The organism is Mycobacterium sp. 852002-51613_SCH5001154 (assembly GCF_001667425.1).
In the GTDB taxonomy this organism is placed as follows: domain Bacteria; phylum Actinomycetota; class Actinomycetes; order Mycobacteriales; family Mycobacteriaceae; genus Mycobacterium.
Window position 1 is genome coordinate 114944 of record NZ_LZII01000037.1, and the last position, 26963, is coordinate 141906.

The 26963-nt window shown below is 68.9% G+C and carries 26 protein-coding genes; 9 read left to right on the forward strand and 17 right to left on the reverse strand.

All coding sequences use genetic code 11. From position 1 onward, the window contains the following. Positions 1–11: 11 nt before the first annotated feature. The 3 genes from A5750_RS09665 to ideR all read left to right on the forward strand — a co-directional run bounded on the left by A5750_RS09665 (position 12) and on the right by ideR (position 2338). Complete coding sequence (locus tag A5750_RS09665; protein WP_369817315.1) at positions 12–425, forward strand: DUF3099 domain-containing protein; 414 nt, start codon at positions 12–14, stop codon at positions 423–425. 108 nt (positions 426–533) lie between these two features. Then, positions 534–1523, forward strand: coding sequence for a sigma-70 family RNA polymerase sigma factor SigB (sigB, locus tag A5750_RS09670; protein WP_082948083.1), 990 nt, complete (start codon positions 534–536; stop codon positions 1521–1523). A gap of 125 nt (positions 1524–1648) precedes the next feature. Then, positions 1649–2338, forward strand: coding sequence for an iron-dependent transcriptional regulator IdeR (gene ideR / locus A5750_RS09675; protein ID WP_066950336.1), 690 nt, complete (start codon positions 1649–1651; stop codon positions 2336–2338). 8 nt (positions 2339–2346) lie between these two features. Here ideR and A5750_RS09680 read toward each other — a convergent pair whose 3' ends face one another. Beyond that, positions 2347–3405 carry a DUF4192 domain-containing protein gene (locus A5750_RS09680; protein WP_067262466.1) on the reverse strand — a complete coding sequence of 353 codons (1059 nt, stop codon included), beginning with the start codon at positions 3403–3405 and terminating at the stop codon, positions 2347–2349. A gap of 111 nt (positions 3406–3516) precedes the next feature. Here A5750_RS09680 and sthA point away from each other — a divergent pair, with 111 nt between their 5' ends. Beyond that, positions 3517–4932 (forward strand): Si-specific NAD(P)(+) transhydrogenase, encoded by a 1416-nt coding sequence (gene sthA / locus A5750_RS09685; protein ID WP_067262334.1) that lies wholly within the window; start codon positions 3517–3519, stop codon positions 4930–4932. Here the strand turns inward: sthA and A5750_RS09690 are convergent. After that, positions 4929–5768 (reverse strand): serine protease, encoded by an 840-nt coding sequence (locus A5750_RS09690; protein ID WP_067262337.1) that lies wholly within the window; start codon positions 5766–5768, stop codon positions 4929–4931. The genes sthA and A5750_RS09690 overlap by 4 nt on opposite strands. Before the next feature lie 198 nt (positions 5769–5966). Between A5750_RS09690 and A5750_RS09695 the strand changes: the two genes are divergently transcribed. Genes A5750_RS09695 through A5750_RS09705 form a run of 3 tightly spaced genes read left to right on the forward strand, consistent with a single transcriptional unit; the run spans position 5967 to position 8741 of the window. Next, positions 5967–6941: a proteasome assembly chaperone family protein gene (locus A5750_RS09695; RefSeq protein WP_066950344.1), complete on the forward strand. Its 975-nt coding sequence runs from the start codon at positions 5967–5969 to the stop codon at positions 6939–6941. Positions 6942–6986: 45 nt separating this feature from the next. After that, on the forward strand, positions 6987–8018 hold the full coding sequence (locus tag A5750_RS09700; protein ID WP_067262339.1) for an alpha/beta fold hydrolase: 1032 nt from the start codon (positions 6987–6989) through the stop codon (positions 8016–8018). Between the two features lie 36 nt (positions 8019–8054). Beyond that, positions 8055–8741 carry a PhzF family phenazine biosynthesis protein gene (locus A5750_RS09705; protein ID WP_066950351.1) on the forward strand — a complete coding sequence of 229 codons (687 nt, stop codon included), beginning with the start codon at positions 8055–8057 and terminating at the stop codon, positions 8739–8741. A 13-nt stretch (positions 8742–8754) separates the two neighbouring features. Here A5750_RS09705 and A5750_RS09710 read toward each other — a convergent pair whose 3' ends face one another. The 3 genes from A5750_RS09710 to A5750_RS09720 all read right to left on the reverse strand — a co-directional run bounded on the left by A5750_RS09710 (position 8755) and on the right by A5750_RS09720 (position 10338). Continuing rightward, the gene (locus tag A5750_RS09710) at positions 8755–9237 is read right to left on the reverse strand and encodes a peroxynitrite isomerase (RefSeq protein ID WP_066950354.1); all 483 of its coding nucleotides are present in this window, start codon (positions 9235–9237) and stop codon (positions 8755–8757) included. A 38-nt stretch (positions 9238–9275) separates the two neighbouring features. Continuing rightward, positions 9276–9740, reverse strand: a complete 465-nt coding sequence (gene nrdR, locus A5750_RS09715; protein ID WP_046184812.1) for a transcriptional regulator NrdR — start codon at positions 9738–9740, stop codon at positions 9276–9278. Positions 9741–9843: 103 nt separating this feature from the next. Beyond that, positions 9844–10338: a LysM peptidoglycan-binding domain-containing protein gene (locus A5750_RS09720; RefSeq protein WP_066950357.1), complete on the reverse strand. Its 495-nt coding sequence runs from the start codon at positions 10336–10338 to the stop codon at positions 9844–9846. 290 nt (positions 10339–10628) lie between these two features. Here A5750_RS09720 and lexA point away from each other — a divergent pair, with 290 nt between their 5' ends. Further along, positions 10629–11327 carry a transcriptional repressor LexA gene (gene lexA / locus A5750_RS09725; protein WP_066950360.1) on the forward strand — a complete coding sequence of 233 codons (699 nt, stop codon included), beginning with the start codon at positions 10629–10631 and terminating at the stop codon, positions 11325–11327. Positions 11328–11350: 23 nt separating this feature from the next. Here the strand turns inward: lexA and A5750_RS09730 are convergent, their stop codons facing one another. The 8 genes from A5750_RS09730 to A5750_RS09765 form a co-directional block, all read right to left on the reverse strand. Next, the gene (locus tag A5750_RS09730) at positions 11351–13543 is read right to left on the reverse strand and encodes an LGFP repeat-containing protein (protein ID WP_066950362.1); all 2193 of its coding nucleotides are present in this window, start codon (positions 13541–13543) and stop codon (positions 11351–11353) included. A 582-nt stretch (positions 13544–14125) separates the two neighbouring features. Further along, positions 14126–15286 (reverse strand): acyl-CoA dehydrogenase family protein, encoded by a 1161-nt coding sequence (locus A5750_RS09735; protein WP_066950365.1) that lies wholly within the window; start codon positions 15284–15286, stop codon positions 14126–14128. A gap of 93 nt (positions 15287–15379) precedes the next feature. Then, on the reverse strand, positions 15380–16807 hold the full coding sequence (gene hflX, locus A5750_RS09740) for a GTPase HflX (protein WP_067262341.1): 1428 nt from the start codon (positions 16805–16807) through the stop codon (positions 15380–15382). A gap of 52 nt (positions 16808–16859) precedes the next feature. Beyond that, the gene (gene dapF, locus A5750_RS09745) at positions 16860–17726 is read right to left on the reverse strand and encodes a diaminopimelate epimerase (RefSeq protein WP_067262469.1); all 867 of its coding nucleotides are present in this window, start codon (positions 17724–17726) and stop codon (positions 16860–16862) included. A gap of 22 nt (positions 17727–17748) precedes the next feature. Further along, positions 17749–18681, reverse strand: a complete 933-nt coding sequence (miaA, locus tag A5750_RS09750; protein ID WP_067262472.1) for a tRNA (adenosine(37)-N6)-dimethylallyltransferase MiaA — start codon at positions 18679–18681, stop codon at positions 17749–17751. A gap of 7 nt (positions 18682–18688) precedes the next feature. Further along, complete coding sequence (locus tag A5750_RS09755) at positions 18689–19378, reverse strand: hypothetical protein (protein ID WP_067262343.1); 690 nt, start codon at positions 19376–19378, stop codon at positions 18689–18691. A gap of 33 nt (positions 19379–19411) precedes the next feature. Then, entirely contained in the window at positions 19412–20380 is a 969-nt protein-coding gene (locus A5750_RS09760) for a DMT family transporter (protein WP_066950375.1), read from the reverse strand. A 204-nt stretch (positions 20381–20584) separates the two neighbouring features. Then, a complete protein-coding gene (locus A5750_RS09765; protein WP_067262346.1) occupies positions 20585–21487 on the reverse strand; it encodes a DMT family transporter in 903 nt (300 codons plus the stop codon). A 235-nt stretch (positions 21488–21722) separates the two neighbouring features. On the opposite strand from A5750_RS09765, the gene A5750_RS09770 reads away from it, so the two are divergent. Next, positions 21723–23084, forward strand: a complete 1362-nt coding sequence (locus tag A5750_RS09770) for a DUF349 domain-containing protein (protein WP_067262347.1) — start codon at positions 21723–21725, stop codon at positions 23082–23084. Here A5750_RS09770 and A5750_RS09775 read toward each other — a convergent pair. The 4 genes from A5750_RS09775 to recA form a co-directional block, all read right to left on the reverse strand. After that, positions 23081–23707 (reverse strand): hypothetical protein, encoded by a 627-nt coding sequence (locus A5750_RS09775; protein WP_066950386.1) that lies wholly within the window; start codon positions 23705–23707, stop codon positions 23081–23083. The genes A5750_RS09770 and A5750_RS09775 overlap by 4 nt on opposite strands. Beyond that, complete coding sequence (gene miaB, locus A5750_RS09780; RefSeq protein WP_197505400.1) at positions 23704–25209, reverse strand: tRNA (N6-isopentenyl adenosine(37)-C2)-methylthiotransferase MiaB; 1506 nt, start codon at positions 25207–25209, stop codon at positions 23704–23706. Before miaB ends, A5750_RS09775 begins: the two co-directional genes overlap by 4 nt. A gap of 61 nt (positions 25210–25270) precedes the next feature. Further along, positions 25271–25783: a recombination regulator RecX gene (recX, locus tag A5750_RS09785; protein WP_067262353.1), complete on the reverse strand. Its 513-nt coding sequence runs from the start codon at positions 25781–25783 to the stop codon at positions 25271–25273. Then, positions 25749–26789: a recombinase RecA gene (recA, locus tag A5750_RS09790; protein WP_066950396.1), complete on the reverse strand. Its 1041-nt coding sequence runs from the start codon at positions 26787–26789 to the stop codon at positions 25749–25751. Before recA ends, recX begins: the two co-directional genes overlap by 35 nt. Between the last annotated feature and the right edge of the window lie 174 nt (positions 26790–26963).

A 26963-nucleotide genomic window follows, 5' to 3' on the forward strand; every position in this document is an offset into this window, starting at 1 on the left:
GAATTGGTCAGGTGTGGGAGAGTGGAGAAATGAAGCGCGAATCCGATCTGGGGTTCGACGATGAGGGCCGGCCGGTGCTCATCACCGCCGCAGCACCCTCCTACGAAGAGCAGCACCGCGCGCGGGTCCGGAAATACTTGACGCTGATGGGGTTCCGGATCCCGGCGCTCATCCTGGCCGCGCTGGCGTACGGCGCGTGGCACAACGGTCTGATCTCACTGGCGATCGTGGCCGTGTCGATCCCGTTGCCATGGATGGCGGTCCTGATCGCCAACGACCGGCCACCGCGCAGCCCCGACGAACCGCGGCGGTTCGACGATGCCCGGCGGCGCACGCCGCTCTTCCCGAGCGCCGAGCGGCCGGCGATCGAACCGCCCCGGCATCCCCCCTCGAGCTGGCCCACCGGACCGCAGGGCTGGGAATAGTCCGCACTTCTCAGGACATTCTCAGGTCGACGGCACATTCCCGCACGTCAAGACGTGTGAGATCACAAAACGCCGGGAACTCTCAGAGCTGATCTGTCGTTGAACTCGATGACAGTACAAGCCGAACGGGAGGTCGCTATGGCGAACGCCAGCACGAGCAGATTTGACGGCGATCTGGATGCTCAAAGCCCCGCCGCGGACCTCGTGCGCGTGTATCTCAATGGCATCGGTAAGACGGCGCTGCTGAACGCTGCGGGCGAGGTTGAACTGGCCAAGCGCATCGAGGCCGGGCTCTACGCCGAGCATCTGCTCGAAACTCGCAAGCGCCTCGGCGAGAACCGCCGGCGTGACCTCGAGGCCGTCGCGCGCGATGGACAGGCCGCGCGCCGTCACCTGCTGGAAGCCAACCTGCGCCTGGTGGTGTCGCTGGCCAAGCGCTACACGGGTCGCGGTATGCCGCTGCTGGACCTCATCCAGGAGGGCAACCTGGGCTTGATCCGCGCGATGGAGAAGTTCGACTACACAAAGGGATTCAAGTTCTCCACCTATGCCACATGGTGGATTCGTCAGGCCATCACCCGTGGCATGGCCGACCAGAGCCGCACCATCCGGCTGCCGGTGCATCTGGTCGAGCAGGTCAACAAGCTGGCGCGAATCAAGCGGGAGATGCACCAGAACCTGGGACGCGAGGCCACCGACGAGGAACTCGCGGCCGAGTCCGGAATCCCGGTCGAGAAGATCAACGACCTGCTCGAGCACAGCCGCGACCCGGTAAGCCTGGACATGCCGGTCGGCTCCGAAGAAGAGGCCCCGCTGGGCGATTTCATCGAGGACGCCGAGGCGATGTCCGCCGAGAACGCGGTGATCGCCGAGCTGCTGCACACCGACATCCGCAGCGTGCTCGCCACTCTCGACGAGCGCGAGCACCAGGTGATCCGGCTGCGCTTCGGCCTGGACGACGGCCAGCCGCGCACCCTCGATCAGATCGGCAAGCTGTTCGGCCTCTCCCGCGAGCGGGTCCGGCAGATCGAGCGGGATGTAATGTCCAAACTCCGCCACGGCGAGCGCGCCGACCGGCTACGGTCGTACGCAAGCTAAGACCCCCAGCTAGGTAGCAGACGGTATGCCCGCCGCGCACGCGGCGGGCATACTGCTTGTCGGGGCAGCGTTACACCCATTCGCGCAGCTGGCCAAGTAGACTCGGCGTCGATGGAAGGTGCTGAATGAACGACCTGGTTGACACCACCGAGATGTACTTGCGGACCATCTACGACCTCGAAGAAGAGGGCGTGACCCCGCTGCGTGCGCGCATCGCGGAACGCCTCGACCAGAGCGGGCCGACAGTCAGCCAGACCGTGTCCCGTATGGAGCGCGACGGGCTGCTCCACGTCGCCGGCGACCGCCACCTGGAGCTCACCGACAAGGGCCGCGCGCTGGCCATCTCCGTCATGCGCAAGCACCGTCTCGCCGAGCGATTGCTCGTCGACGTCATCGGGGTGCCCTGGGAGGAAGTGCACGCCGAGGCATGCCGGTGGGAGCACGTGATGAGCGAGGACGTCGAGCGGCGACTGGTGAAGGTGCTCAACCACCCGACCACCTCCCCGTTCGGTAACCCGATCCCGGGGCTGTTGGACCTGGGCGTCGGCCCCGAGTCCGGCGCCGACGACGCCAACCTCGTCCGGCTGACCGAGTTGCCGCCCGGTTCGCCGGTGGCCGTGGTCGTCCGCCAGCTGACCGAACACGTGCAAGGTGACATCGACCTGATCACCCGCCTGAAGGACGCCGGCGTCGTCCCCAACGCCCGGGTGACCGTCGAGACCGGGCCCGCCGGGGTCACCATCGTCATCCCGGGCCACGAGAACGTCACCCTGCCGCACGAGATGGCGCACGCCGTCAAGGTCGAGAAAGTCTGACGTAGGGGCTAGCACGCCCGGCGCCCGAACGGCCGTCGCGGCGGCAACCGCACGCCGAGCTCTTTGGCCAGCCGGTAGCCGGTAAGCGCCAGTTCCCGGATGTCCTCGGGCCGCAGGCCGGACTGCAACGCCGTGTCCAGCATGCCCGCCATTCGATGCCCGGGCTCGCAGCGCAGCGCGGCCTCCAGCGATATCCCGGCCAGCGGTCCGTCGCCGCGGACGTAGGCGCTGAACGCGAGCAGCACCAGCGCCTCCACCCGCCAGGGCGGGGGCAGGGTGCGAGCCAGCAGCGCCCACAAGGACTCCGCCTCGTCGGCATGCTCACCGACCGCCAGGGCGTAGAGGATGTCGCGCACCTGCGGGTCGACGAGTGCGCAGCCCAGCTTCGCCAGCTGGCCTGCGGTCAGCGCCTCGCCGGCGGCGACACGGGACGCGGCCGCCATCGCGTGCTTCACGTCGGCGCGGGCGCAGCGGGCCGGATCCGCGCGGTGCGCGGCCCGGCGCCTGGTCTCCTGCCGGTCGATCACGGCGGTCAATTTGGCGCTGCGCGCCGTGTCCTCGATCGCGATGACGGCCTGCAGGTCGGCGCGCCGCGCGTACAGCCGCCTGCCGTCGAGCACCGCCGCGGCCGCCAGCGGCGACGCCGACGGATCGTCGACGAGACCGCTCGAGCCGCAACCGTCCACGCAGTGCCAGCGCCCACCGAGGGCGACCCGGTCGACCACGTGTGCGGCCCACAGCTCGATGTCGTGCTCGGACAACGACTTTGCGAGCGCATCGCACACCAGCCGGTGATCGTCGTTACAGCAGGGGCAGTGCGCCCCCTCCGCGTCGACGATCACCGCGATCGCGGCGTCGGGCCGGGCCGCGGCGGCGACCTCCGCGAGGTGTCCGACCCGCCCCGCGAGCTCGTCGGAGAGGTCGACCCGCATCACCGCTCCAAGGTCGCCACCATCCAAAGACACCAGTACCAATGAATTTTCGGGAACGAAGCCGAGGACGGCAGGCAGCGCGGCGATGAGTGCGCCGGGCCGGTTCAGTTTGAAGTCAGGTCGATGCGTCGTCATGGGCACCACGCTGACGGGCCGCACCGTCATCCGGCGCTCGGGAGAACGGATGCAATCCCGGGCCTGTGAATGAACCCAGCACTGTGAGTTCTGCTGATCTACTGTTAGCCCATGAGTTCGGCGCAAGAGTACGACATGGTGGTCATCGGTTCGGGGCCCGGCGGCCAGAAGGCCGCCATCGCCTCGGCCAAGCTCGGCAAGTCGGTTGCAATCGTCGAACGCGGCCAGATGCTCGGTGGGGTGTGCGTCCAGACCGGCACCATCCCGTCAAAGACGTTGCGCGAGGCCGTCCTTTACCTGACCGGCATGAGTCAACGGGAACTGTACGGCGCGAGCTATCGGGTCAAGGAGAAGATCACCCCGGCCGACCTGCTGGCGCGCACCCAGCACGTGATCGGCAAGGAGGTCGACGTGGTGCGCAACCAGCTGATGCGCAACCGCATCGACCTGTTGCTGGGCCACGGCCGGTTCGTCGACCCGCACACCATCGAGGTCGAAGACCCGTCCCGTCGCGAAAAGTTAACCGTTAGCGGCAAATTCATCGTCATCGCCACCGGCACCCGGCCGGCGCGGCCGTCCGGCGTCGAGTTCGACGAGGAGCGGGTGCTCGATTCCGACGGGATCCTCGACCTCAAATCGCTGCCCACCTCGATGGTGGTGGTCGGCGCCGGGGTGATCGGCATCGAATACGCCTCCATGTTCGCCGCGCTGGGCACCAAGGTCACCGTCGTGGAGAAGCAGAGCGACATGCTGGGTTTCTGTGACCCCGAGGTGGTCGAGGCGCTGAAGTTCCACCTGCGCGACCTGGCGGTGACGTTCCGGTTCGGCGAGGAGGTGACTGCGGTCGACGTCGGCTCGGCGGGCACCGTCACCACCCTGGCAAGCGGCAAGCAGATCCCCGCCGAGACGGTGATGTATTCCGCCGGGCGGCAGGGCCAGACCGACCACCTCGACCTGCACAACGCCGAGCTGGAGGCCGACAACCGCGGCCGGATCTTCGTCGACGACTTCTTCCAGACCAAGGTGCCGCACATCTACGCCGTCGGCGACGTGATCGGCTTCCCCGCGCTGGCCGCGACATCGATGGAACAGGGCCGGCTGGCCGCCTACCACGCGTTCGGGGAGCAGACCGACGGCATCACCGAACTGCAGCCGATCGGCATCTACTCAATCCCCGAGGTCTCCTACGTTGGTGCCACCGAGGTCGAGCTGACCAAGAACGCGGTCCCCTACGAGGTCGGCGTGGCCAGGTACCGCGAACTGGCCCGCGGCCAGATCGCCGGCGACTCCTACGGCATGCTCAAGCTGCTGGTGTCCACCGACGATCTCAAGCTGCTGGGCGTGCACATCTTCGGCACCAGCGCCACCGAGATGGTGCACATCGGGCAGGCCGTCATGGGCTGCGGCGGCACCGTCGAGTACCTGGTGGACGCCGTCTTCAACTACCCCACGTTCTCCGAGGCCTACAAGGTGGCCGCGCTCGACGTGATGAACAAAGTGCGCGCGCTCAACCAGTTCCGCGCCTAACAGCTCTCGTCGAGCTCCCCGGGAACCGGGTCGCCGGGGCCGCCGGCATCGGCGCGGGCCAACAGCTGCGCGGTCTGCGCGTCGAACGGCGCCGAATACGACACGTTCGCGGCGCACCCACCGCGCTCGAAACCACCGATCACCCCAGTCAACGTGGTACCGCTGACCCAGGGCGCACCGCTGGTGCCGTCCACCAGCCCCTCGCACGGAAACGAGGGAAATCCGGCCTCGGTCAACGACGTGCTCGCCTGACACCCGATGGGAGCGCCACCCACACCGGCCGGATAGCCCATCACGGTGACGTGGCTACCGGGCGGCGGTGTCGTGCCCAGCGTCAGCGCCAGGCCGGCGTGCGACTCCACCGAACCCCCGGCGTCGTTACTCAACCGCGCGATCGCGTAGTCGGCGTTGGGATCCTTGCTGGCGGTCCAGCGGGGGTCGAGGTAGACGGCATCGGCCTTCCACACGTCGGCCGGCGCGGGGGGCGCGTTGCCGACGAAACCCGGCACGAAGGTGATCTTGGTGGCCCCGGCCAGGCAGTGCGCCGCGGTCATCATCAGGTTGCCGCCCGCGGAATGCACCACCGAGCCCGTGCACACGTGCAGCGGACCGCCGTCGATGAAGATGGCGCCGACGCGCTTGTCCGGGTCCACCGGCCCCGCCACCGCCTTTTGCTGGGGCTGACCGAGCCGCTGCACCGGCGCACTGCTGTGCGGCGGGGCCGCCGGAGGGGCCGACGCATGATCGCCCGGCGGCCGTTTGCACGACGTCAGTGACGTCGCCACGGCGACCACCAGGCACAGCATCACGGTCGGAACGCGCATCGGTTTCATCATGCCTGACACCTGCACAGAGAGCAGATTTCGACGCGTCGCGTGCCACCCGGCTCGCCGGCAAAACTCACGAGCGACCCCCCGCCATGTTCACTTGTGGATTAAACGCGAACTTCACATCGCTGTTTGATATTGGTGCCCATCGATTCGGGGGACACTGGTAGGGCACGCTGGAGAACCCCCCGAGAGGAGGCGATTCCGATGGCTCACGATCAGGACCCGCAGGAGCAGCACTACCAGCCGGGACAGGCCGGCATGTACGAGCTCGAGTTGCCCGCGCCCCAGCTGTCGACGTCGGACGGGCGAGGCCCGGTGCTGGTGCACGCGTTGGAAGGATTTTCGGATGCCGGTCACGCGATCCGGCTGGCCTCGTCGCATCTGAAAGCGGCCTTGGACTCCGAGCTGGTGGCGTCCTTCGCCATCGACGAATTGCTGGATTACCGGTCGCGGCGGCCGCTGATGACCTTCAAGACCGATCACTTCACGAACTACGACGACCCCGAGCTGAGCCTGTACGCGTTGCGCGACACCATCGGCACGCCGTTTCTGCTACTCGCCGGAATGGAACCGGACCTGAAGTGGGAGCGCTTCATCACCGCGGTCCGCCTGCTGGCGGAGCGTCTCAACGTTCGCCAGACCATCGGCCTGGGCACCGTGCCGATGGCGGTTCCGCACACGCGGCCCATCACGATGACCGCGCACTCCAACAACCCCGAGTTGATCGCCGAGTTCACGCCGTGGATTTCGGAGATCCAGGTCCCCGGCAGCGCGTCGAATCTGCTGGAATATCGGATGGCACAGCACGGCCACGAGGTCGTCGGCTACACCGTGCATGTGCCGCATTACCTGACGCAAACCGACTACCCGGCGGCCGCAGAGGCGTTGCTCGAGCAAGTGGCCAAGATCGCGTCGCTCGAGCTGCCGCTGACGGCGTTGACCGAAGCCGCGGCGGTGATCCGGAGCAAGATCGACGAGCAGGTCGAGGCGAGCGCGGAGGTTGCTCAAGTGGTGACCGCGCTCGAGCGCCAGTACGATGCCTTCATCGACGCTCAGGAGAACAGGTCGTTACTAACTCGCGACGAGGACCTGCCTAGCGGCGACGAGCTTGGTGCAGAGTTTGAGCGATTCCTCGCCCAGGAGGCGGAGAAGAAGCGCGGCGACGACGACCAGGCCTGACCTTTCCGCCCGGCCTCAGCCCGGCCCGACACCAAAGGTGGCGACATGACCGAGCGGAAGCGCAAGAGCACTCTCCGCCCGGTGCGGGAGGTCAGCGCGCCGCGGCTGGAGTTCCGCACCATCCACGGCTACAAGCGGGCCTACCGCATCGCCGGTGACGGGCCGCCGATCCTGCTGGTCCACGGCATCGGTGACAATTCGACGACCTGGAACACCGTGCAGGCCAAGCTCGCCCAGCGGTTCACGGTCATCGCCCCGGACCTGTTGGGCCACGGGCGATCCGACAAGCCACGCGCCGACTATTCGGTCGCGGCCTATGCCAACGGGATGCGCGACCTGCTCAGCGTGCTCGACATCGAGCGGGTCACGGTTGTCGGCCATTCGCTGGGCGGCGGCGTGGCCATGCAATTCGCCTACCAGTTCCCGCATTTGGTCGACCGGCTGATCCTGGTCGCGGCCGGCGGCGTCACCAAGGATGTCAACGTCGCCTTGCGGTTGGCCTCGTTGCCGATGGGCAGCGAGGCGCTGGCCTTGCTGCGGCTTCCCCTGGTGCTGCCGGCGGTGCAGCTGGCGGGACGGATCGCGGGCCTGGCGATCGGATCGACCGGCCTGGGTCGCGACCTGCCCAACGTCCTGCGGATCCTCGACGACCTGCCGGAGCCGACGGCGTCGGCGGCGTTCAGCCGGACGCTGCGGGCGGTGGTGGATTGGCGCGGGCAGATCGTCACCATGCTCGATCGGTGCTATTTGACCGAAGCCATTCCGGTGCAGATCGTCTGGGGCACCAAGGATGTGGTCGTCCCGGTTCGTCATGCCTGGATGGCGCACGCCGCGATGCCCGGCTCCCGCCTGGAAATCTTCCAGGGCTCCGGCCACTTCCCTTTCCACGACGACCCGGCTCGCTTCATCGACGTGGTCGAACGCTTCATCGACACCACCGCGCCCGCCGACTACGACCAGGCCGCCCTGCGCGAGCTGCTCCGCAGCGGCGGCGGCGAGAAGGCCGTCACCGGCCCCGCCCCCACCCGCGTCGCCGTGCTGAACGCCATGGGATCCGACGAGCGCAGCGCTACCTGAACCCCGCGGCCGCGCCACGGGCCGTACAGTCGGGCCATGGGTATCGACGTCACCGTGTTGCGGGTGTTCACCGATCCGGAGGGGAATTTCGGCAATCCGCTCGGTGTCGTGGATGCCGCCCAGGTCGAGCCCGCGGCTCGGCAACGGCTCGCAACTCAATTGGGCTATAGCGAAACGGTTTTCGTCGATCTTCCCGCTGCCGGATCAGCGACGGCGCACGCCACCATTTACACCCCACTGATCCAGATTGCGTTCGCCGGGCACCCGACGGTCGGCGCGGCGTGGTGGCTGCGCGAGAACGGAACGCCGATCAACACGCTGCAGGTGACGGCCGGCATCGTGCAGGTGAGCTATGGGGCGGAAAGCGCGGGCATCAGCGCACGGTCGGACTGGGCTCCCGAGGTCGCCCTGCACGAATTCGGTTCAGCCGAGGACCTTCTCGCCGCCGACCCGGGAGATTTTTCCGACGACACGGCGCACTACCTGTGGGCGTGGACCGACCGGGCCGCAGGATCGGTACGCGCCCGCATGTTTGCCGCCAACCTCGGTGTGCCGGAAGACGAGGCAACCGGCTCGGCGGCGATGCGGATCACCGACTACCTCAGCCGCGACCTACACATCACCCAGGGCAAGGGATCGGTCATCGAGACGACGTGGAACGCCGAGGGCTGGGTGGGGGTGGCCGGGCGCGTCGTCAATGACGGTGTGACGCACCTGAACTGACCCCGGGCCCGGTTCAGCGCTGCCGGCGCAGCACCGCGGCGAGATGGTGCTGCAAGGGCTGCCCGACCGCGCCCATCTGCACCGAATACGACAGCTCGTCGCCATCGATGTGGAAGGAACGGCCAAGCGCGGTCACCTCTTTGGCGGTCGGGGTGAGCCCGACGTCCGTTGTGGACAGCTCGATTTCGATCTGGCCGCCGGCGGCCGAATACGTGCCGACCTCGATTTCGGTGATGCCGCTCGGATGCGCCAGCACCAGCTCGACGTGACCGGGCTGCGGCACGCGAAGGTATCCGGTTTCGGCGTGCAACGGCTTGCCGTCGGGCGCCTTGGTCCTTTGCGCGTAGGCCAGAAACGGCTTTCCGACGTGAGAGAAGACCACTTCTTCGAGGTAGTCGAAGGGCTGGATCGTCGGGTACTCGCCCGCACCCTGGCCAGCCCAGGTTCCCAGGAGTGGTGCCAGTGCCTCGAGATCGGGATGCAAGTCGGTGGGCATGGAACCGAGCCTAGGCCCGGGCGGCTTGGGCCGGGCTGTCAGCTCGGTGTCGTCACTTGGCGGTGTTCGCGCAGCGCCTGGATCTCCCGCTCGAAATCGTCCGCGGACTCAAAGGAGCGGTATACCGACGCGAACCGCAGGTACGCCACTTCGTCGAGGTCGCGCAGCGGGCCGAGGATGGCCAGCCCGACCTCGTGGCTTGCGACCTCCGGGGACCCCGCGGCGCGCACGGTGTCCTCGACCTGCTGAGCCAGCAGGTTCAGCGCGTCGTCGTCCACCTGGCGGCCCTGGCAGGCCCGGCGGACACCGCTGATGACCTTCTCCCTGCTGAAGGGTTCGGTGACGCCGCTGCGCTTGACCACCGCGAGAACCGCGGTCTCGACGGTGGTGAAACGCCGCCCGCACTCCGGGCAGGATCGGCGGCGCCGGATGGCCTGCCCTTCATCGGTTTCCCTCGAGTCGATCACCCGGGAATCGGGATGCCGGCAGAACGGGCAATGCATGGCCGCTCCTTCGCCGTGCCGACAAACACCAGGTACCGCAGCACGAGCGTACCCGTGCGCTCACCTGCGCGGCGAATGCAGCCGGCCCCCGCGAGGGCGGCGGTCAGCCGACCGGGGCGATCAGCGTTTGGCCCGCCACCAGCGTCGGTGAGATCATGTCGTTGAGTTCGCGGATGCGGTCGGCAACCTGGCGCGCCGGCGCGTCGGGCGCCACCCGGTGAGCGACGTCTTGCAGCGACTCCCCCGCCTCGACGCGAACCACGGCCAACCGGTCGGGTACGTGAGCAGCCGAACTTCCGGCGTCGCCGTTGAGCACCTGACCGACGTTCCCGACCAGGCCCAGCCACAGGGTGATCGCTCCGGCCGCCAAAGCCAACCAGACGGTGGTCGCCACCGTGACGGGCCGCTTGCGGTGCGGCGCGGCGGACATCGCGACGCCGGTGCCGGAATAGCGCGTGGGCGCGCCCGCCGGCCTCGACGGACCGGGCCGGCGGGAACCGGCCAGCCCGTCCCGGCCGTAACGAAGCCCGTGGACCGGTCCGTTGACCGGACGCCGGGGGCTGCTGGTACGCGGCGCCAGCGTGTGGATCGTTGTCATCTGCGTTCCTCCGGTCAACTTGATTCGCTCAGCTGTTCGACTGTATCGCTCGTGTGTTCGAAATCCGAACATGTGAGCGAAGCGTGTCGCACGAGTCGAACGCTAGACCACGCCACCGACAAGGCCGCGGTCGCTAGAGCTGACATGCGGCTGAAATACCCGATCTGCCGAAGAGTTACACCTTTGTGATTAACGACTTCGGCGGGCGATCTCGCGGCTGCGCCGGCAGGGCGACACGCTAGTCGAACACATGTTTGATTCTCGGCCGCCGTGGGGTTACATTCAGTGCCATGAGCGACAGCAACGACACTTCATCGGCCGGCGCGGGCGGTCGGCTGCACGCCGTGGATTCAGCGCTGACCGAACGGCAACGCACGATCCTGAACGTCATTCGCGCGTCGGTCACCAGTCGCGGTTACCCGCCGAGCATCCGGGAGATCGGCGACGCCGTCGGTCTGACGTCGACCTCGTCGGTGGCTCATCAACTGCGCACCCTGGAACGCAAGGGATACCTGCGTCGCGACCCGAACCGCCCAAGGGCGGTCGATGTCCGCGGCGCGGACGAAGAGGTGACGGCCCGCACCACCGATGTCGCCGGCTCGGACGCCCTGCCGGAGCCGACGTTCGTTCCGGTCCTCGGGCGCATTGCTGCAGGTGGCCCCATCCTCGCCGAGGAGGCGGTCGAGGACGTCTTCCCGCTGCCGCGCGAGCTGGTCGGCGAGGGCACGCTCTTCCTGCTCAAGGTTGTCGGCGACTCCATGATCGAGGCGGCGATCTGCGACGGCGACTGGGTGGTGGTGCGCCAGCAGAACGTCGCCGACAACGGCGACATCGTCGCTGCCATGCTCGACGGGGAGGCCACCGTGAAGACGTTCAAGCGCGCGGGCGGTCAGGTATGGCTGATGCCGCACAACCCCGCGTTCGACCCCATTCCCGGCAATGACGCGACCGTGCTCGGCAAGGTCGTCACGGTGATCCGCAAGGTCTAGCCCGTCGCGGACTTTTGGTCGGCTCAGTCCGCCTTGACGAAGCCGTTGGCCTGCGCCACTTCTTCGCTGGACAACCAGATTTCGGCGAGCGTGTCGTGGTAGAGCTCGCTGCCCGGTGTGTAGTACAGACCGAAGCGGGCGCTCGCCTTGATCGGGTATCCGTCGGGCACCTGATAGGGATCGTCGAGCGGCAGGTGGATGGTCGGGCGCCCGGCCGGGCCGGCCCCTCCGGCGGTGTCCTCGTCATCCGTGGCCGCGTGCCGCCCGCTGCGCTGCTCGGCAGCGGCCGCGGCCGCGGCCGTCACGACGGCTTCCGGAGCGGCGGCTTCTGGAGTGGGGGCCTCGGCGACGTCCGCCGGGACGTGCGTGACCGCAACATCCGGATAATCGCCCTCGGGGGCGCCGACGTCGGGGCCACCCGCGTCGAATTCGGGGTCCGGGGGCGTCGGCGCCACGGCGACGTCGAGGTATTCGGCCTCCACGTAGTCATCGTCGCCACGGGCGGCGTCCGGGTAGGCGGACTCCCGCTCATCGTCGGCGTACTCGACCTCGGCGTAATCCTCGTCCGCGTAATCCCCCTCGGCGTAATCGGATGCGCCGTAATCGGATTCGACGTACTCGGTCTCCGTTTCGGGGTAGCCGGCCTCCGACAGGACCGCCGGCGAGACCGCGGAGAAGGAGTCGGTGTCCACCGCGTCGGGGTCCTGCTCGAATGAATCCTCATCGGCGCCGCCGCGCCGCCAGCTCACCCGGCCGGCCGCCTCGGGCGCTTCCTGCTCACCCGCGAAATGCTCGGTGCTGACGTCGTCGCGTCCCCACTGCCGCTCGGCGCCGGCGTCGTAACCGGCATCGAGGTCGCGGGGAGGCTCGTAGCCGGCATCCTCGCGAATGGCGCGACGCCGACGCCAACCGACCGCCAGCAATCCGGCCAAGGCGATCAGCACCAGCACCGGGATGGCGGCCAGCAGCCACCACCACTGCCACGTGAACTTCTTGGCGTGGGTGGGCATCGCCGAGTTGCTCGGCTGGGTCTGGCCCGACACCTGCAGGCCGGACAGCAGCGGCGCAAGGTTGGCGGGATCCGTGCTGAACGTGTTCTTCGCCCGGTTCCACGAGATCTTGCCGCCGGCGAACTGCTGCGAGACGACGTCGCCGTCGACCGCCTGGTCACCGACGGGCGCGCCCAGCTTGCCGGTCGGTCCGCGGAGCTTGTCCCATGCCGCTTTCATGGCGCCGCGCACCACGAACGCGCCGCGCTCCGACGTCCAGAAGATCACCGGTTTGTCGGCGCCGGAGAACGCGACCATACGGCTCGACGGGATGCCGCCGTCGGATTCGTTGGCGGTGGGGAAACCCAGGTCGCTGCCGGCGGGTCCGCCGAGCGACTCGTATTTGGCCAGGATGTTGGTCTCGACGGCGTTCGCGCCGGTGGCGGGGCTGAAATAGACCTTGCCGTTGGCGAAGTCCTGGACGATCCCGTCGCCGCCGATCGGATATTGCGCACCCTTCTTCACCCCCAACGGCCCATTGGGCCCGCCGGCCGCGCGCCAGGCCATGTTGATGGCCGCGGTGGGATCGATCGCCACCTGCAGGCCCTTCAACTGGTCGGCCAATGCGGGCGGGTCGGTGGAGAACTGTTTCGTCTGCCTGTTCCACGAGACCTGGCCGCCGCTGAACTTCTGGGCGGACACCTCGCCGTTGTACGTTTCGTCGCCGACCGGGACGCCGAGGACGCCGCCCGAACTGCCCAGCTTGTCCCAGGCGGCGTTGATCGCGCCGCGCACCACGAACGCGCCGTGCTCGGGCGTCCAGAAGATCACCGGCTTGTCGCTGGCGGAGAAGGTGCTCACGCGGCTGTCGGGTCCGGCAAGCCCGGGCACTTCGTTGATGGCGGGAAACCCCAGATCGCTGCCCGCGGGCCCGCCCAGCATCTCGTATTTGTCCAGGATCGGCCCGTAGACGAATTTGGCGCCGGTCGCCGGGGTGAAGAACATCTTGCCGCCGTCGAAGTCCAGCGCGAAACCATCCCCGGCGGGGTACACATCGCCCTTCCGGGCGCCCAAGGGTGAACCGTCGCCCCCGGCCTTCTCCCAGGCCGCCATCATGGCCGCCTCGGCGTCGCCGATGGGAGACGCCGCTGCCGGCGGCGCCAGCAAGGCGGCGGCTATTGCCGTGGCGGTCAAGGTGACCAGCGCGCTCGCGACCAGCCTGCGCATGTGACCTCTCTGCCCGTTCACCAAGCCTCCCAGCCGACGGCCATGCCCCTGTCAGCGACTAGGCCCGTGCCTGCACAGCCGGCAGGCGGGCCGTAGTCCGACCGCGGGGAAACAACCCCGTTCCGATCCGCATTACCACCGGGCGCGCATAACTTTGCTCCCGCGGACGAAAAATGCGAAGTCAAATCACGAATATTACAAAAACGGATACCACGCCGATGTCGAAATGATGCAGAGCCACGCTCAAATCGCGACCGACAGCAGCATCGGTCGCGCGACGCATGGGTATCCGAACCCGACGCCCGCCTGCGCAATAGCGCACGGCCGCCGTCGCGCGTTGCGATTCCGCGCCCGCGGGAGTTGCCGGACCTACCGGGGTCGTCAGCGGCGTCGCGCTTTTCGGCTCGACGATGCGCCATTACGCGGGCGACGTACCCCGAACACATGTGCCGACGGTACGTGAAGCCATTAACTCTTCAACGATCTACCCGAAAAATCGCCTCGCGCGCCGGGCATTGATGAGGTTTGCCGTCGGGGTGCGAATTGGCCGGTCCGATGGCGTTGTCGACCAACGTGTTAGCGCTAGACCCCGAGGCTGCGCCCGATGATCTCTTTCATGATCTCGGTCGTTCCGCCGTAGATGGTCTGCACCCGCGCGTCCAAATAGGCACGGGCGACCGGGTATTCGCGCATGTAGCCGTAGCCGCCGTGCAGTTGCAGGCAACGGTCGATCAGGTGCACCTGCTTTTCGGTGGAGTACCACTTGGCCATCGCCGCTTGCTCCGCCGTCAGCTTCTCGTCCAGGTGCAGCCGGATGAACTCGTCGACCATCATGCGCACCACCGTCGCCTCGGTCGCCAGCTCCGCGAGCACGAAGCGGCTGTTCTGGAAGCTGCCGATCGGCTTGTTGAATGCCTTGCGTTCCTTGGTGTATTGCAGGGTTTCTTCCAGCACCTGCTCCATTGCCGCGGCGGCCATGATGGCGATCGAAATCCGCTCCTGCGGCAGGTTCTGCATCAGGTAGATGAATCCCATGCCCTGCTGCCCCAGCAGGTTTTCAGCGGGCACCTTGACATCGGTGAACGACAACTCGGCGGTGTCCTGCGCGTCCAGCCCGATCTTGTTCAAGTGCCGGCCGCGTTCAAAACCCTCCATGCCGCGTTCGACGACAAGCAACGAAAAGCCCTGCGCCCCTTTGTCGGGATCGGTCTGCGCCACCACAATCACCAAGTCGGCGTTGATTCCGTTGGTGATAAACGTCTTTGCACCGTTGAGCACGAAGTGGTCGCCGTGGGCGACCGCGCGGGTCTTGATGCCCTGCAGGTCGCTGCCGGTTCCCGGCTCGGTCATCGCGATCGCCGTGATGATCTCGCCGCTGCAGAACTTCGGCAGCCAGCGTTGCTTCTGCTCTTCGGTGGCCAGGGCCAGGAGGTACGGCGCCACGATGTCGTTGTGCAGGCCGAAGCCGATCCCGCTATAGCGACCGGCGGTGGTCTCCTCGGTGATGATCGTGTTGTACCGGAAGTCGGGGTTGCCCCCGCCGCCGTACTCCTCGGGCACCGCCATGCCGAGGAAGCCCTGCTTGCCGGCCTCGAGCCACACGCCCCGGTCGACGATCTTCGCCTTCTCCCATTCGTCGTGATGGGGCGCGACGTGGCGATCGAGGAAGGCCCGGTAGGACTCACGGAACAGGTCGTGCTCCGCCTCGAAAAGAGTGCGCTGGTACTTGACGGCACTGCCCATGTGAATGACCTCCGGCGACTGGAAACTCTGTCGCCCAACATATACCAACCAGACGGTTGGTCGGCGGCCGGCGGGGTCCGGTCGCCGGGCAGATCAGCGCGTCGAGAACTCCTGCAGGCGCCCGGCCAGCGCCACCGGTACGCGGGCCTTGATCCGGGTGCCGTCGGAGTTGTGCTCCTCCTGCTGCACGCGACCGTCGGCGTGCAGCCGGGCCACCAGGTCACCGCGGTGGTAGGGAATCACCACGTCCACCGCGGTATCGGCCGGAACGGCCAGCTCGCCCATCCGGCGCCGGAGCGCGTCGATGCCCTCGCCGGTCCTGGCCGAGACGAAGACCGCGCCGGGCAGCGCGTGACGAAGCTTGGCCAGGGTCAAGCCACTCGCGGCGTCGACCTTGTTGACCACCAACAGCTCCGGGGGTGGGTCGCCGTTGTGGTCGGCGATGACGTCGGAGATCACCGCGCGAACCGCGTTGATCTGGGCCAGCGGGTTGGCGTCGGAGCCGTCGACCACATGCAGCAACAGGTCGGCGTCGACGACCTCCTCCAGCGTGGAGCGGAACGCCTCGACCAGTTGGGTGGGCAGGTGCCGGACGAACCCGACGGTGTCGGTGAGCACCAGCGGCCGCCCGTCGGGGAACTCGGCGCGGCGGGTGGTGGGTTCCAGCGTGGCGAACAGCGCGTCCTGCACCAGCACCCCCGCGCCGGTCAGCGCGTTGAGCAGGCTGGACTTGCCGGCGTTGGTGTAGCCGACGATGGCGATCGAGGGCACGTCGCTGTGCAGGCGGCGGCTGCGCTGGGTGTCGCGGACCTGTTTCATGTCCTTGATCTCGCGGCGCAGCTTGGCCATGCGTTCACGGATGCGGCGGCGGTCGGTCTCGATCTTGGTTTCACCGGGGCCACGCAGGCCCACGCCTCCCCCGCTGCCGCCGGCGCGGCCGCCGGCCTGCCGGGACATGGACTCACCCCAGCCGCGCAGCCGCGGCAGCATGTACTCCATCTGGGCCAGCGATACCTGCGCCTTGCCCTCCCGGCTGGTGGCGTGCTGGGCGAAGATGTCCAGGATCAGCGCGGTGCGGTCGATGACCTTGACCTTCACCGCCTTCTCCAGCGCGGTCAGCTGCGCCGGGGACAGTTCGCCGTCGCAGATCACGGTGTCGGCGCCGGTGGCCAGCACCACTTCGCGTAGCTCCTGGGCCTTGCCCGAGCCGATGTAGGTCGACGGGTCGGGCTTGTCGCGGCGCTGGATGAGCCCTTCGAGCACCTGGGAACCGGCGGTCTCGGCCAGGGCGGCCAACTCGGCCATGCTGGCCTCGCTGTCGGCGGCGGTGCCGTCGGTCCACACGCCGACCAGCACTACGCGTTCCAGCCGGAGCTGGCGGTACTCGACTTCGGATACGTCGGCGAGTTCGGTGGAGAGACCGGCGACGCGGCGCAGCGCCGACCGTTCTTCCAGGGCGAGTTCGCCGGTGCTTGGCTCCGCTACTGCGGGAGCGAAATTGGGAGATTCTGGATATGTCATAGGCAATACAAGATGATGCACGGCGGATCGGCGTCGTGCACTCGAATTAACGCTACTGCGCGTCCCACCATTCCCCGCTCAGCTGCCCCTGCGCCACCAGCACCGAGGGCCCCCTCAGGTAGCTGGTGGCATCGGTGACGGTGACGACGACGTCGCCGCCCGGCACCCGGACCGTGAGGGTGCCGGTGTCCGCCCCGCCGGCGGCCAGTGCGGCCACCGTGGCCGCGACCGTGCCGGTGCCGCAGGAGCGGGTCTCACCCACGCCCCGCTCGTGCACCCGCATCCGCACCGCGCCACCGGCCGGTGCCGTGAGAACTTCGATGTTGACCCCCTCCGGAAACTGGGCGTGGTCGTAGCTGACCGGCGCCGCCACGTCGAGCCTCGTCAGCTCCTCGGCGGTCAGGTCGGGATCCACACACGCCAGGTGGGGATTGCCCACGTCGACCGCCAGGCCGGAAAACCGGCGCCCGCCGACCGTCGCCTCGCCCGCGCCCAGCGTGTTGGCCTTGCCCATGTCGACGGTGACGTCGGCATACGTCGCATCGACGCGGTGCACGGTGACCGGCCGGGGGCCGGCCTGCGACCCGACCACGAACTCGTCCCGGGACTCCATCCCGCTGGCCCGCAGGTAGTGCGCGAACACCCGGACGCCGTTGCCGCACATCTGGGCGACGGAGCCGTCGGCGTTGCGGTAGTCCATGTACCAGTCGGCCGAGTCCACGCCGTCGGGCAGCCGGTCGAGCACGCCGGCCGAATGGGCGGCACCGGCGGTGGTCACCCGCAGCACCCCGTCGGCGCCCAGCCCGCGCCGCCGGTCGCACAAGGCGGCCACCCGGGGCGCGGTGAGTGTGAGCGCCGCGTCGACATCGGGCAACAACACGAAGTCATTCTCCGTGCCGTGGCCCTTGGCGAAAGTCAGGTGCGCCGCGCGATTCACCTGCTCAGGATACGTGGCGCCAGACTCGCAGGGCTTCGTCGACGAGCCGCTTGCTATCCGCGGCGTCCAGCCAGTGGACCCGGTGGTCGCGGCGGAACCACGACCGCTGCCGTCGCACGTAGCGTCGGGTGCCCACGTAGGTCTGTTCCCGCGCTTCGCGCAGTCGATCCGCGCCGCCCCCGGCGTCGAGCGCCTCGATCACCTGGGCGTAGCCCAGGGCGCGCGACGCGGTGACCCCGTCGCGCAGGCCCCCGCCCAGCAGCGCACTCACCTCGCCGACCAGGCCCTGGTCGAACATGGCGTCGGTGCGGCGGGCCAACCGCTCGTCCAGAATCGTTGTGTCGCAATCGAGTCCGACGATGGCGGTGTCCCACCTCGGGGGGCCGATTCGGGGTACGGACGCGGCGTACGGCCGGCCGGTCAGCTCGACCACCTCGAGCGCCCGCACGGTGCGCCGCGCGTCGGTGGGCAGGATGGCCGCTGCGGCGGCGGGGTCGCGGCGGGCCAGCTCGGCGTGCAGCCCGCCGACCCCGACCTCGGCCAGCCGCTGTTCCCAGCGCGCCCGCACGGCGGGATTGGTCGCCGGGAACGACCAGTCGTCGAGCAGGGACTGGATGTAGAGCATCGAGCCGCCCACGATGATGGGGACGGCGCCGCGGGCGGCGATCGCCTCGACGTCGGCCGCGGCCGCGCGCTGGTAGCGGGCGACGGTCGCGGTCTCGGTGACGTCCAGGACGTCGAGCTGGTGATGTGGGATGCCGCGGCGTTCGCCGACGGGAAGCTTGGCCGTCCCGATGTCCATTCCGCGATAGAACTGCATCGCGTCGGCGTTCACGATTTCGGCGGGGCCCTCGAGCCGTTCGACCCGTTCTGCGAAGTCGAGCGCCAGCTGTGACTTGCCGGTTCCGGTGGGGCCGATGATCGCCAGCGGTCGCACGGCCACCTCAGAGCTGCCAGGCGCCGGCGAAGTAGCCCACGCCGTAGGGCGCACCCCGGTACAGCTCCTTGGCCGATCGCGGCCCGGGTTCGGACAGGCCGGCCAGCACCTGAAAGGCGACCCGGCCCAGGATCTGCCGAGGCAGCCGCGTCAGGGCCGCGACGTCGCCCGTCGCCAGCGCCGCGTCGAGGGCGGCCTGCGCGCCGGCGTTGCCCGGGTCGAATCCGCCGGGGGCGGCCGGCGTCAGGGTGTTCGCGCCGTCGGCCACGACCAGCACGCCGATCGGCTCCGGTGATCGGTCGATGTCGGCGCGCAAGCGTCGCCCCTGGGCCAGCGCGGTCTCGGCGTCGTGGTCGGCGGAGTAGACGCGGGCCTGCGCGGTCGCGTCGGGCCGGGCCTGGGCCCGGACCCAGCCGGCCAGCAACGCGCACACGGGCAGCTCGGCGGGCGGCCCGGACGGGGCTTGCGGGGAAAACCCGACCCGCACGTCGGCGCCGAAACCCGCGAACGAGCCGGCCGTGTCGGGGCCGAAAACGTCGTCACGCCCGGCGGTCCCGATGACGGTCCAGCGCGCGGGCAATAGGGCGGCCGCCGCCAGCACCGCGGCCGTCAGGTCGGTCACCTCCGCGGCGGCCGCTCCGGCGAGCTCGGGCACCAGCAGCGGAGCCGAAGGAACGATGGCAATCCCGCTGAGCACGCCACCAAACTAATGGTTCGCCGACGCGTCCGCTCAGGCCTCGGCCGCCACGACGACGGGGCCGGTGTTAAAAGGGCCGGGGTCACCGTCCTCGGATGACCACGCGTCCGGCGCGATGCTTCCGTCGTCGCGCCCCACCTCCGCGACCATGGTGGCGGCCTCGCCGCGGGCCAGAGCGACAGTTGCCACGATCACCACCGCGATCGCCGCTACCAGCACGAAGGCCTTGGGACCGTCGGCGTTCAGCGTTTCGCCGAGCACGAAGATGCCGAGCAGGCCGGCCACCACGGGCTTCGCCACGGTCATCGTCGGCATCGAGGCCGTCAGCGCGCCGGCGCGGAACGCCGACTGCTGGAAGATCATCCCGGTCAGCGCCAGCAGAAGCCACGGGACGAACTCGGGCGCGGTCAGCACGGCCAGCGGGCCGTCCTCGCCGATCTCGACGATCCCCTTGGTGAGCACCGCGAACAACGCCAGGGCCGAACCCGCCACCACCGCGAGCAGCGCGGCCGCGAACGGGCTGCCCGACCAGATCCGCGCGGCCACCACGCACGCCACCAGCAGCGGCACCATCACCGCGGCGACGATGGCCCACGTCTGAACCGGCGCGCGCTGATGGCCGGAGGCCGGGTCACCGACGATGATGACCACCGCCAGGGCGCCGGCCAGTATCACCGCCCACACCCACTCCCAGCGGGTCACCCGGCGCTTGGTCAGCCGCGCGTAGATCGGCAGGGCGAACAGCAACGCGGTCACCTGCAGCGCGGTCACCAACACCACCGAGCCCCACGCCAGGGCCCCGGCCTGCAGGCTGTAATTCACGATCGCGGCCAGGCCGCCCAACCACCACCGGGTGTCCCGCAGCGACATGCGGAACAGCTCGAGATGGCCGACCTTCTTGTCCGTGATCTCCTGCGCAGAGCGCTGGCGGATCACATCGCCGACCGCGGACGCCAACGCCGCACACAGCGCTATCAGCGCCGCGACATCAACCTTTGACACGTGCGACCCCTCACCTCACAACTGCCCCGACCAGCTTTCCCTGGGGTGCGGGGAAATACACCAAAAATTCGCGATCAGTTCAGCAACAACTCTATGACGTGCAGCACGTCACTGCTCTTTGACCGGTTCATCCACTGTTGATACTTCATCAACATAAGTAGGCCCTGTGCGTACCGCCGCGATTCGGTTACACCGGCGGCCAGGCTATGCCGGTTGTGCGGCTATGTCCCCGAGCCGCGCCGCGACCCTGTCGCGCGTCGCGGAGGCGTCGACGCGAGCGAGTTCGACTGTGGCGGCCGTCATCACCAGCGCGGCCACCGCCAGCGCCAGCATTCCGGCCCGCCCGGTACCGAGGGTCTCGCCGAGGATGACGACGCCCAGCACGGCCGACACGACCGGCTGGGATACCTCCAGTGTCGGCATGGACGCGGTCAGCGAGCCGGCCCGAAAGGCCGATTGCTCCCAAGCGAACCCCGCCAGCGCGACCAGCAGCCAGGCGTACAGCTCGGGTGTCCGGACCACCGCCCACCCACCGTCGCCGACCCGATGGACGACGCCTTTGGCGAGCACCGCGAAGACGGCCCAGAGCGAACCGGAGACGAATGCGAGGAGCGCCGCGGCCAGGGCGCCGCCCCAGATCCGGGCGGCCACCACGCATCCGACCAGCAACGGAACCAACACCGCCGCCACGGTGGCCCAGGTCCGCAGCGGCGCGGTCGAACGGCCCGCCTGCGGGTTGCCGACGGTAACGATCACGGTCACCGCGGCGGTCAGCACGACGGCCCAGGCCCACTCCCGGGCGGTCACGGCGCGATCGGCCAGCCTGGCGCTGATCGGCAACGCGAACAGCAGGGACAGGACCAGCAACGCCTGCACCAGCAACACCGAACCCTGGTCCAGTGCGGCGGCCTGCAGCACGATGCTGACCACCAGCATCACGGCGCCCCACCGCCAGCGCCGGTTGCCCAGCAGCCTGCGGAAGAGCTCGAGCTGCCCGACCGACGTGTCGGTGATCCGGTGCGTCGCGCGCTGCTGCAGGACGTCGCCGATCGCCACGCAGAGTGCGGACGCCAACGCGAGCAACGCGGCGATGTCCGCCTTGGCCATGCGTTCTCCGTCCGAGTCGGGGTACGGACAACTGTCATACCGCTGCGTCCGGGCGAACGCATCCGGAACGAGAACACCAGGGTGGCGGCGCAGGGGCAGCCAAGCTGCTTGAATACTGTTAAGCAGCTGTTGGGAGAGCCGAGACGGCCCGGCCGACGGCTGCAGCAGACGGTGCCGCTACGCGCGGCAGGTGCGCGCGGAAATACCGACCGCGCGAAGGGTAGGTGACGAGCGCATGACGGTTGACGAACCACACGGCGGAGACCCGGCTGACCCGGTGGCCCAACCGGTTTCGCACCCGGTGCCACGTCCGGGACCACGTCCCGGGCCCCGGCCGCTCAGCCCGGGGCCGCGGCCCACCGCCCATCCCATACCGGCGCCCCCGCGCAGCGATCCGCATCAGTTCGGGCGGGTCGACGACGACGGGACGGTCTGGCTGATCACCGCCGCCGGCGAGCGCATCGTCGGCTCCTGGCAGGCCGGCGACCGAGAAGCCGCCTTCGCCCACTTCGGCCGTCGCTTCGACGACCTGAGCACCGAGATCACCCTCATGGAGGAGCGGCTCGCGGCCGGAACCGGTGACGCCCGCAAGATCAAAGCCCACGCCACCGAACTGGCCGAAACGTTGCCGACGGCGTCCGTCCTGGGCGACATCGACGCGCTCGCGCGCCGGCTGACCGGCCTCATCGACCAGGTCGAGAGCACCGTCGCCGAGGAGCGCTCCCGCCGCGACGAGCATCGCGCCACCCAGACCGCGCGCAAGGAGGCGCTGGCCGCCGAGGCCGAGGAGTTGGGCGCCAACTCGACGCAGTGGAAGGCGGCCGGCGACCGGCTGCGGGCCATCCTGGACGAGTGGAAGACCATCAACGGCCTGGACCGCAAGGTCGACGACGCGCTGTGGAAGCGCTATTCGGCGGCCCGGGAGGCGTTCAACCGGCGGCGGGGATCGCATTTCGCCGAGCTGGACCGGGAACGGGTGGGAGTCCGGCAGGCCAAGGAACGGCTGTGCGAACGGGCCGAGGAGTTGTCCGATTCGACGGACTGGACCGCCACCAGCGCGGAATTCCGCAAGCTGCTCACGGAGTGGAAGGCGGCGGGCCGAGCGGCCCGCGACGTCGACGACGCCCTGTGGCGGCGGTTCAAGGCGGCCCAGGACATCTTCTTCGCGGCCCGCAACGCGGCGACGGCGGAGAAGGACGCGGAGCTGCGGGCCAACGCCACCGCCAAGGAGGCGCTGCTGGCCGAGGCGGAGAAGATCGACACGAGCAACCACGACGCGGCCAGGGCGGCGCTGCGGTCGATTGCCGAGAAGTGGGACGCGATCGGCAAGGTGCCGCGGGAGCGGTCCGCCGAATTGGAGCGCCGGCTGCGCGCGATCGAGAAGAAGGTGCGCGACGCGGGCGAGGCCGATTGGTCGGATCCGCAGGCGCAGGCCCGCGCCGAGCAGTTCCGCACCCGCGCCGAACAATTCGAGCAGCAGGCCGAGAAGGCCGCGGCGGCGGGCCGAACTAAAGAGGCCGAAGAGGCCAGGGTCAACGCCGAGCAGTGGCGGCAGTGGGCGCAGGCGGCCGCCGAGGCGCTGACCCGCAAGCCCTAGGCTTCGGGATCCCTGGGGGGCGCGTCGTTCGGCCCTCCCCGGCCGTTCGGGGCGGCGGACCCATCGTCCAGGCTGTCGAGCAGCGTCATCGACTGCTGCTGCGCCGCGACGCGGCGCCGCTGCTCCTCGGCCGCGAGTTGCACGATGGTGCGCGACCACACCACCCGGGCCCATTGATAGGTCAGCGTGAGGACGACGATCCAGGCCGCGATCAGCCCCACCCCCGGGCCCGGGTGCCCCGCGGCCACCGTCTGGCGCGACCAGATGGCCAACAGTCCCGCCGCGCCGGCCAGCGCCGAACCCGCCAGCGCGATCCAGGCCAGCGCCCAGCGCCGCGTGACCAACGCCAGCATCGAGAAGCCGACGCCGAACACCAGCGCCAGCCAGGCGAACACCCGCGACGGCAGCGCCACCGCGGCCGCGCCGGCGCCGTGGCTGCTGAACAACACGTCCCAGCCGCGCACCGCGCCGGTGTGCGGCAGGATGAACGATCCCAGCAGCACGAAGACCAGGATAGCCACGACGAAACCCCGTGGGCCCGGGTCGAATCCGCGTGCCACGCGGCGCTCGGCGGCCTCGATTTCGGTGCGCAGGGCGTCGAGGTCGGGGTGTTCTTCGTTCATCGGGCACATCCAAGGGGTTCGATTGGGTCGGCCGGCGGTCCGACGGGGGGCATGCCGAGCCCGATGCCACCCGGGCGCTGCCCGGCGGCGTGCGCGTCCCCAGCGCGGGTGCGGCGATGGCTGAGGATGCCGGCGTCGGCGATGAGGTGGTGCGGCGCGGCCTGGGTGACCACCGCGGTGACGAGATCCCCCGGTCGGATTCGGTCGGCCCCGGATTCGTCCAAGCTGAAGTGCACCAGGCGGCCGTCGCGGGCGCGTCCGGTCATCCGCGCCGTGCGGGTGTCCTTGCGTCCCTCGCCGGCCGCGACCAGCAGCTCGACGGTGTGGCCGACAAGCGCGCGATTGCCCTCCAGCGAGATCTGTTCCTGCAGCTCGACCAGGCGCTCATAGCGTTCCTGCACAACGGCTTTCGGGAGCTGCCCGGCGAGCTCGGCGGCCGGGGTACCGGGCCGCTTGGAGTATTGGAAAGTGAACGCGGCCGCGAACCGGGCCTGCCGCACCACGTCCAGGGTGACCGCGAAGTCCTCCTCGGTCTCACCGGGAAATCCGACGATCAGGTCGGTGGTGATGGCGGCGTGCGGCATGGCCGCGCGCACGCGGTCGATGATGCCGAGGTAGCGCTCGGCGCGGTACGAGCGCCGCATCGCCCGCAGCACCCGGTCGGAGCCCGACTGCAGCGGCATGTGCAGGGCGGGGCAGACATTCGGCGTCTGCGCCATGGCTTCGATGACGTCGTCGGTGAATTCGGCCGGATGCGGGGAGGTGAACCGCACCCGTTCCAGACCGTCGATGTCGCCGCAGGCTCGCAGGAGGCGCGCGAAGGCGCCGCGGTCGCGGGGCAGCGCCGGGTCGGCGAACGAGACACCGTAGGCGTTGACGTTCTGGCCCAGCAGCGTGACTTCGAGTACGCCGTCGTTCACCAGCGCCTTCACCTCGGCCAAGATGTCGGCCGGGCTGCGGTCGACCTCCTTGCCCCGCAGCGAGGGCACGATGCAGAAGGTGCAGCTGTTGTTGCACCCGACGGAAACGGAAACCCAAGCGGCGTAAGCCGATTCGCGCGCGCTCGGCAGCGACGACGGAAACTCCTGCAGCGACTCGGCGATCTCCACCTGGGCGACCTTGTTGTGCCGCGCCCGTTCCAGCAGCGTGGGCAGCGATCCGAGGTTGTGCGTGCCGAAGACGACGTCCACCCAGGGCGCCTTGCGCAGCAACGCATCCCGGTCTTTTTGAGCCAGGCAACCCCCGACCGCGATCTGCATCTCGGGGTTGCCGCGCTTGCGCGGCGCCAGGTGGCTGAGGTTGCCGTACAGCTTGTTGTCGGCGTTCTCGCGGACCGCGCAGGTGTTGAAGACGACCACGTCGGCGTCGGCACCCTCGACCGCCCGCTGGTAGCCGGCCGCTTCCAGCAGACCCGCCAACCGCTCGGAATCGTGGACGTTCATCTGGCAGCCGTAGGTGCGCACCTGGTAGGTACGCGCCCCCGAGACGTCTCGGGCCACCATCGAAGTCACGGGGCCATGGTACGGCGACCGGTCGGCGGGCGAGAAACCGCACGTCACCGGGCTAGACCCGGCGGCGCTCCCGCTCGGCGGCCAGTTCGGCGAGGACGACCTCGCACGCCAGGTTCTGGCTGTAGCCACGGCGCGCCAACATCCCGACCAGCCGGCGGGTCACGCGCGCGTCATCGCCGTCCAGCGTCTCCCGGCGCAGCTTGGCCCGCACCAACTGCTCGGCCCGGTCCCGCTCGGCACCGGCGTCGATCCCGGACAGCGCGGTGGCGATCACGTCCCTGTCGACACCCTTGGTGCGCAGTTCGGCGGCCAGGGCCCGCCTGCTCTTCGCCCGGCGGGACTGCACCCACTGCTCGGCGAAGTCGCCGTCATCGACCAGGCCAACGGCGGCGAGCCGGTCGAGCACGGTAGCGCTGATGTCCTCGGCGTAACCACGTTTCGCCAGGTGGCCGTGCAGCTCGGCCCGGGTGCGCGCCCTCGCGGTGAGCAGGCGCAGGCACAGCGTCCGCGCCTGCTCCTCGCGAGAGGGCTCAGAAATCGACGGGGGCGGGCAGGACGTCGTCATCGGTCACGACCGCGCCAATGCCGAGCTTCTCCTTGATCTTCTTCTCGATCTCGTTGGCCACCTCGCCGTTTTCCATCAGGAAGGTGCGGGCATTCTCCTTGCCCTGACCGAGCTGCTCACCCTCGTAGGTGAACCAGGAACCGGATTTGCGGATGAAGCCCTGCTCCACGCCCATATCGATCAGCGAACCCTCGCGGCTGATTCCCCTGCCGTAGAGGATGTCGAATTCCGCCTGCTTGAACGGCGGCGACACCTTGTTCTTGACGACCTTGACCCGGGTACGGTTACCGACCGCGTTGGTGCCGTCCTTGAGCGTCTCGATCCGGCGCACGTCCAAGCGCACCGACGCGTAGAACTTCAAAGCCTTACCGCCCGTGGTGGTTTCCGGGCTGCCGAACATCACCCCGATCTTTTCCCGCAGCTGGTTGATGAAGATCGCGGTGGTTCCCGAATTGTTCAGCGCGCCAGTCATTTTCCGCAGCGCCTGGCTCATCAGCCGGGCCTGAAGACCGACGTGGCTGTCCCCCATCTCGCCCTCGAGCTCCGCGCGCGGCACCAGCGCCGCCACCGAGTCGATGACCAAAATGTCCAGCGCGCCGGAGCGGATCAGCATGTCGGCGATCTCGAGGGCCTGCTCCCCCGTGTCGGGCTGGCTGACCAGCAGGGAATCGGTGTCCACGCCCAGCTTATTGGCGTAGTCCGGGTCCAGGGCGTGCTCGGCGTCGATGAACGCCGCGACGCCGCCGGCCGCCTGGGCATTGGCCACCGCGTGCAGGGCGACGGTGGTCTTACCCGAAGACTCCGGGCCGTAAATCTCCACGACCCGGCCGCGGGGCAGGCCGCCGATGCCCAGGGCCACGTCCAGTGCGATGGATCCGGTCGGGATGACCGAGATCGGCTGACGCATCTCGTCGCCGAGACGCATCACCGAGCCTTTGCCATAGCTCTTTTCGATCTGGGCCATCGCCAGTTCGAGAGCCTTCTCGCGGTCGGGGGCTTGCGTCATGGTGCCTCTCCTATGATTCGGTGTGTTCGGTGACCGGTGTCGGTCGGTTGGCCGTGACACTAGAGAAGGCCACCGACAAGTTGACTCACCGAACGTTCTCCACAGTAGCCGAACACCTGTTCGATTCAAGTGGACACGCCGAGCCCGTCACCCGTATGGCAACATCTGCTACCG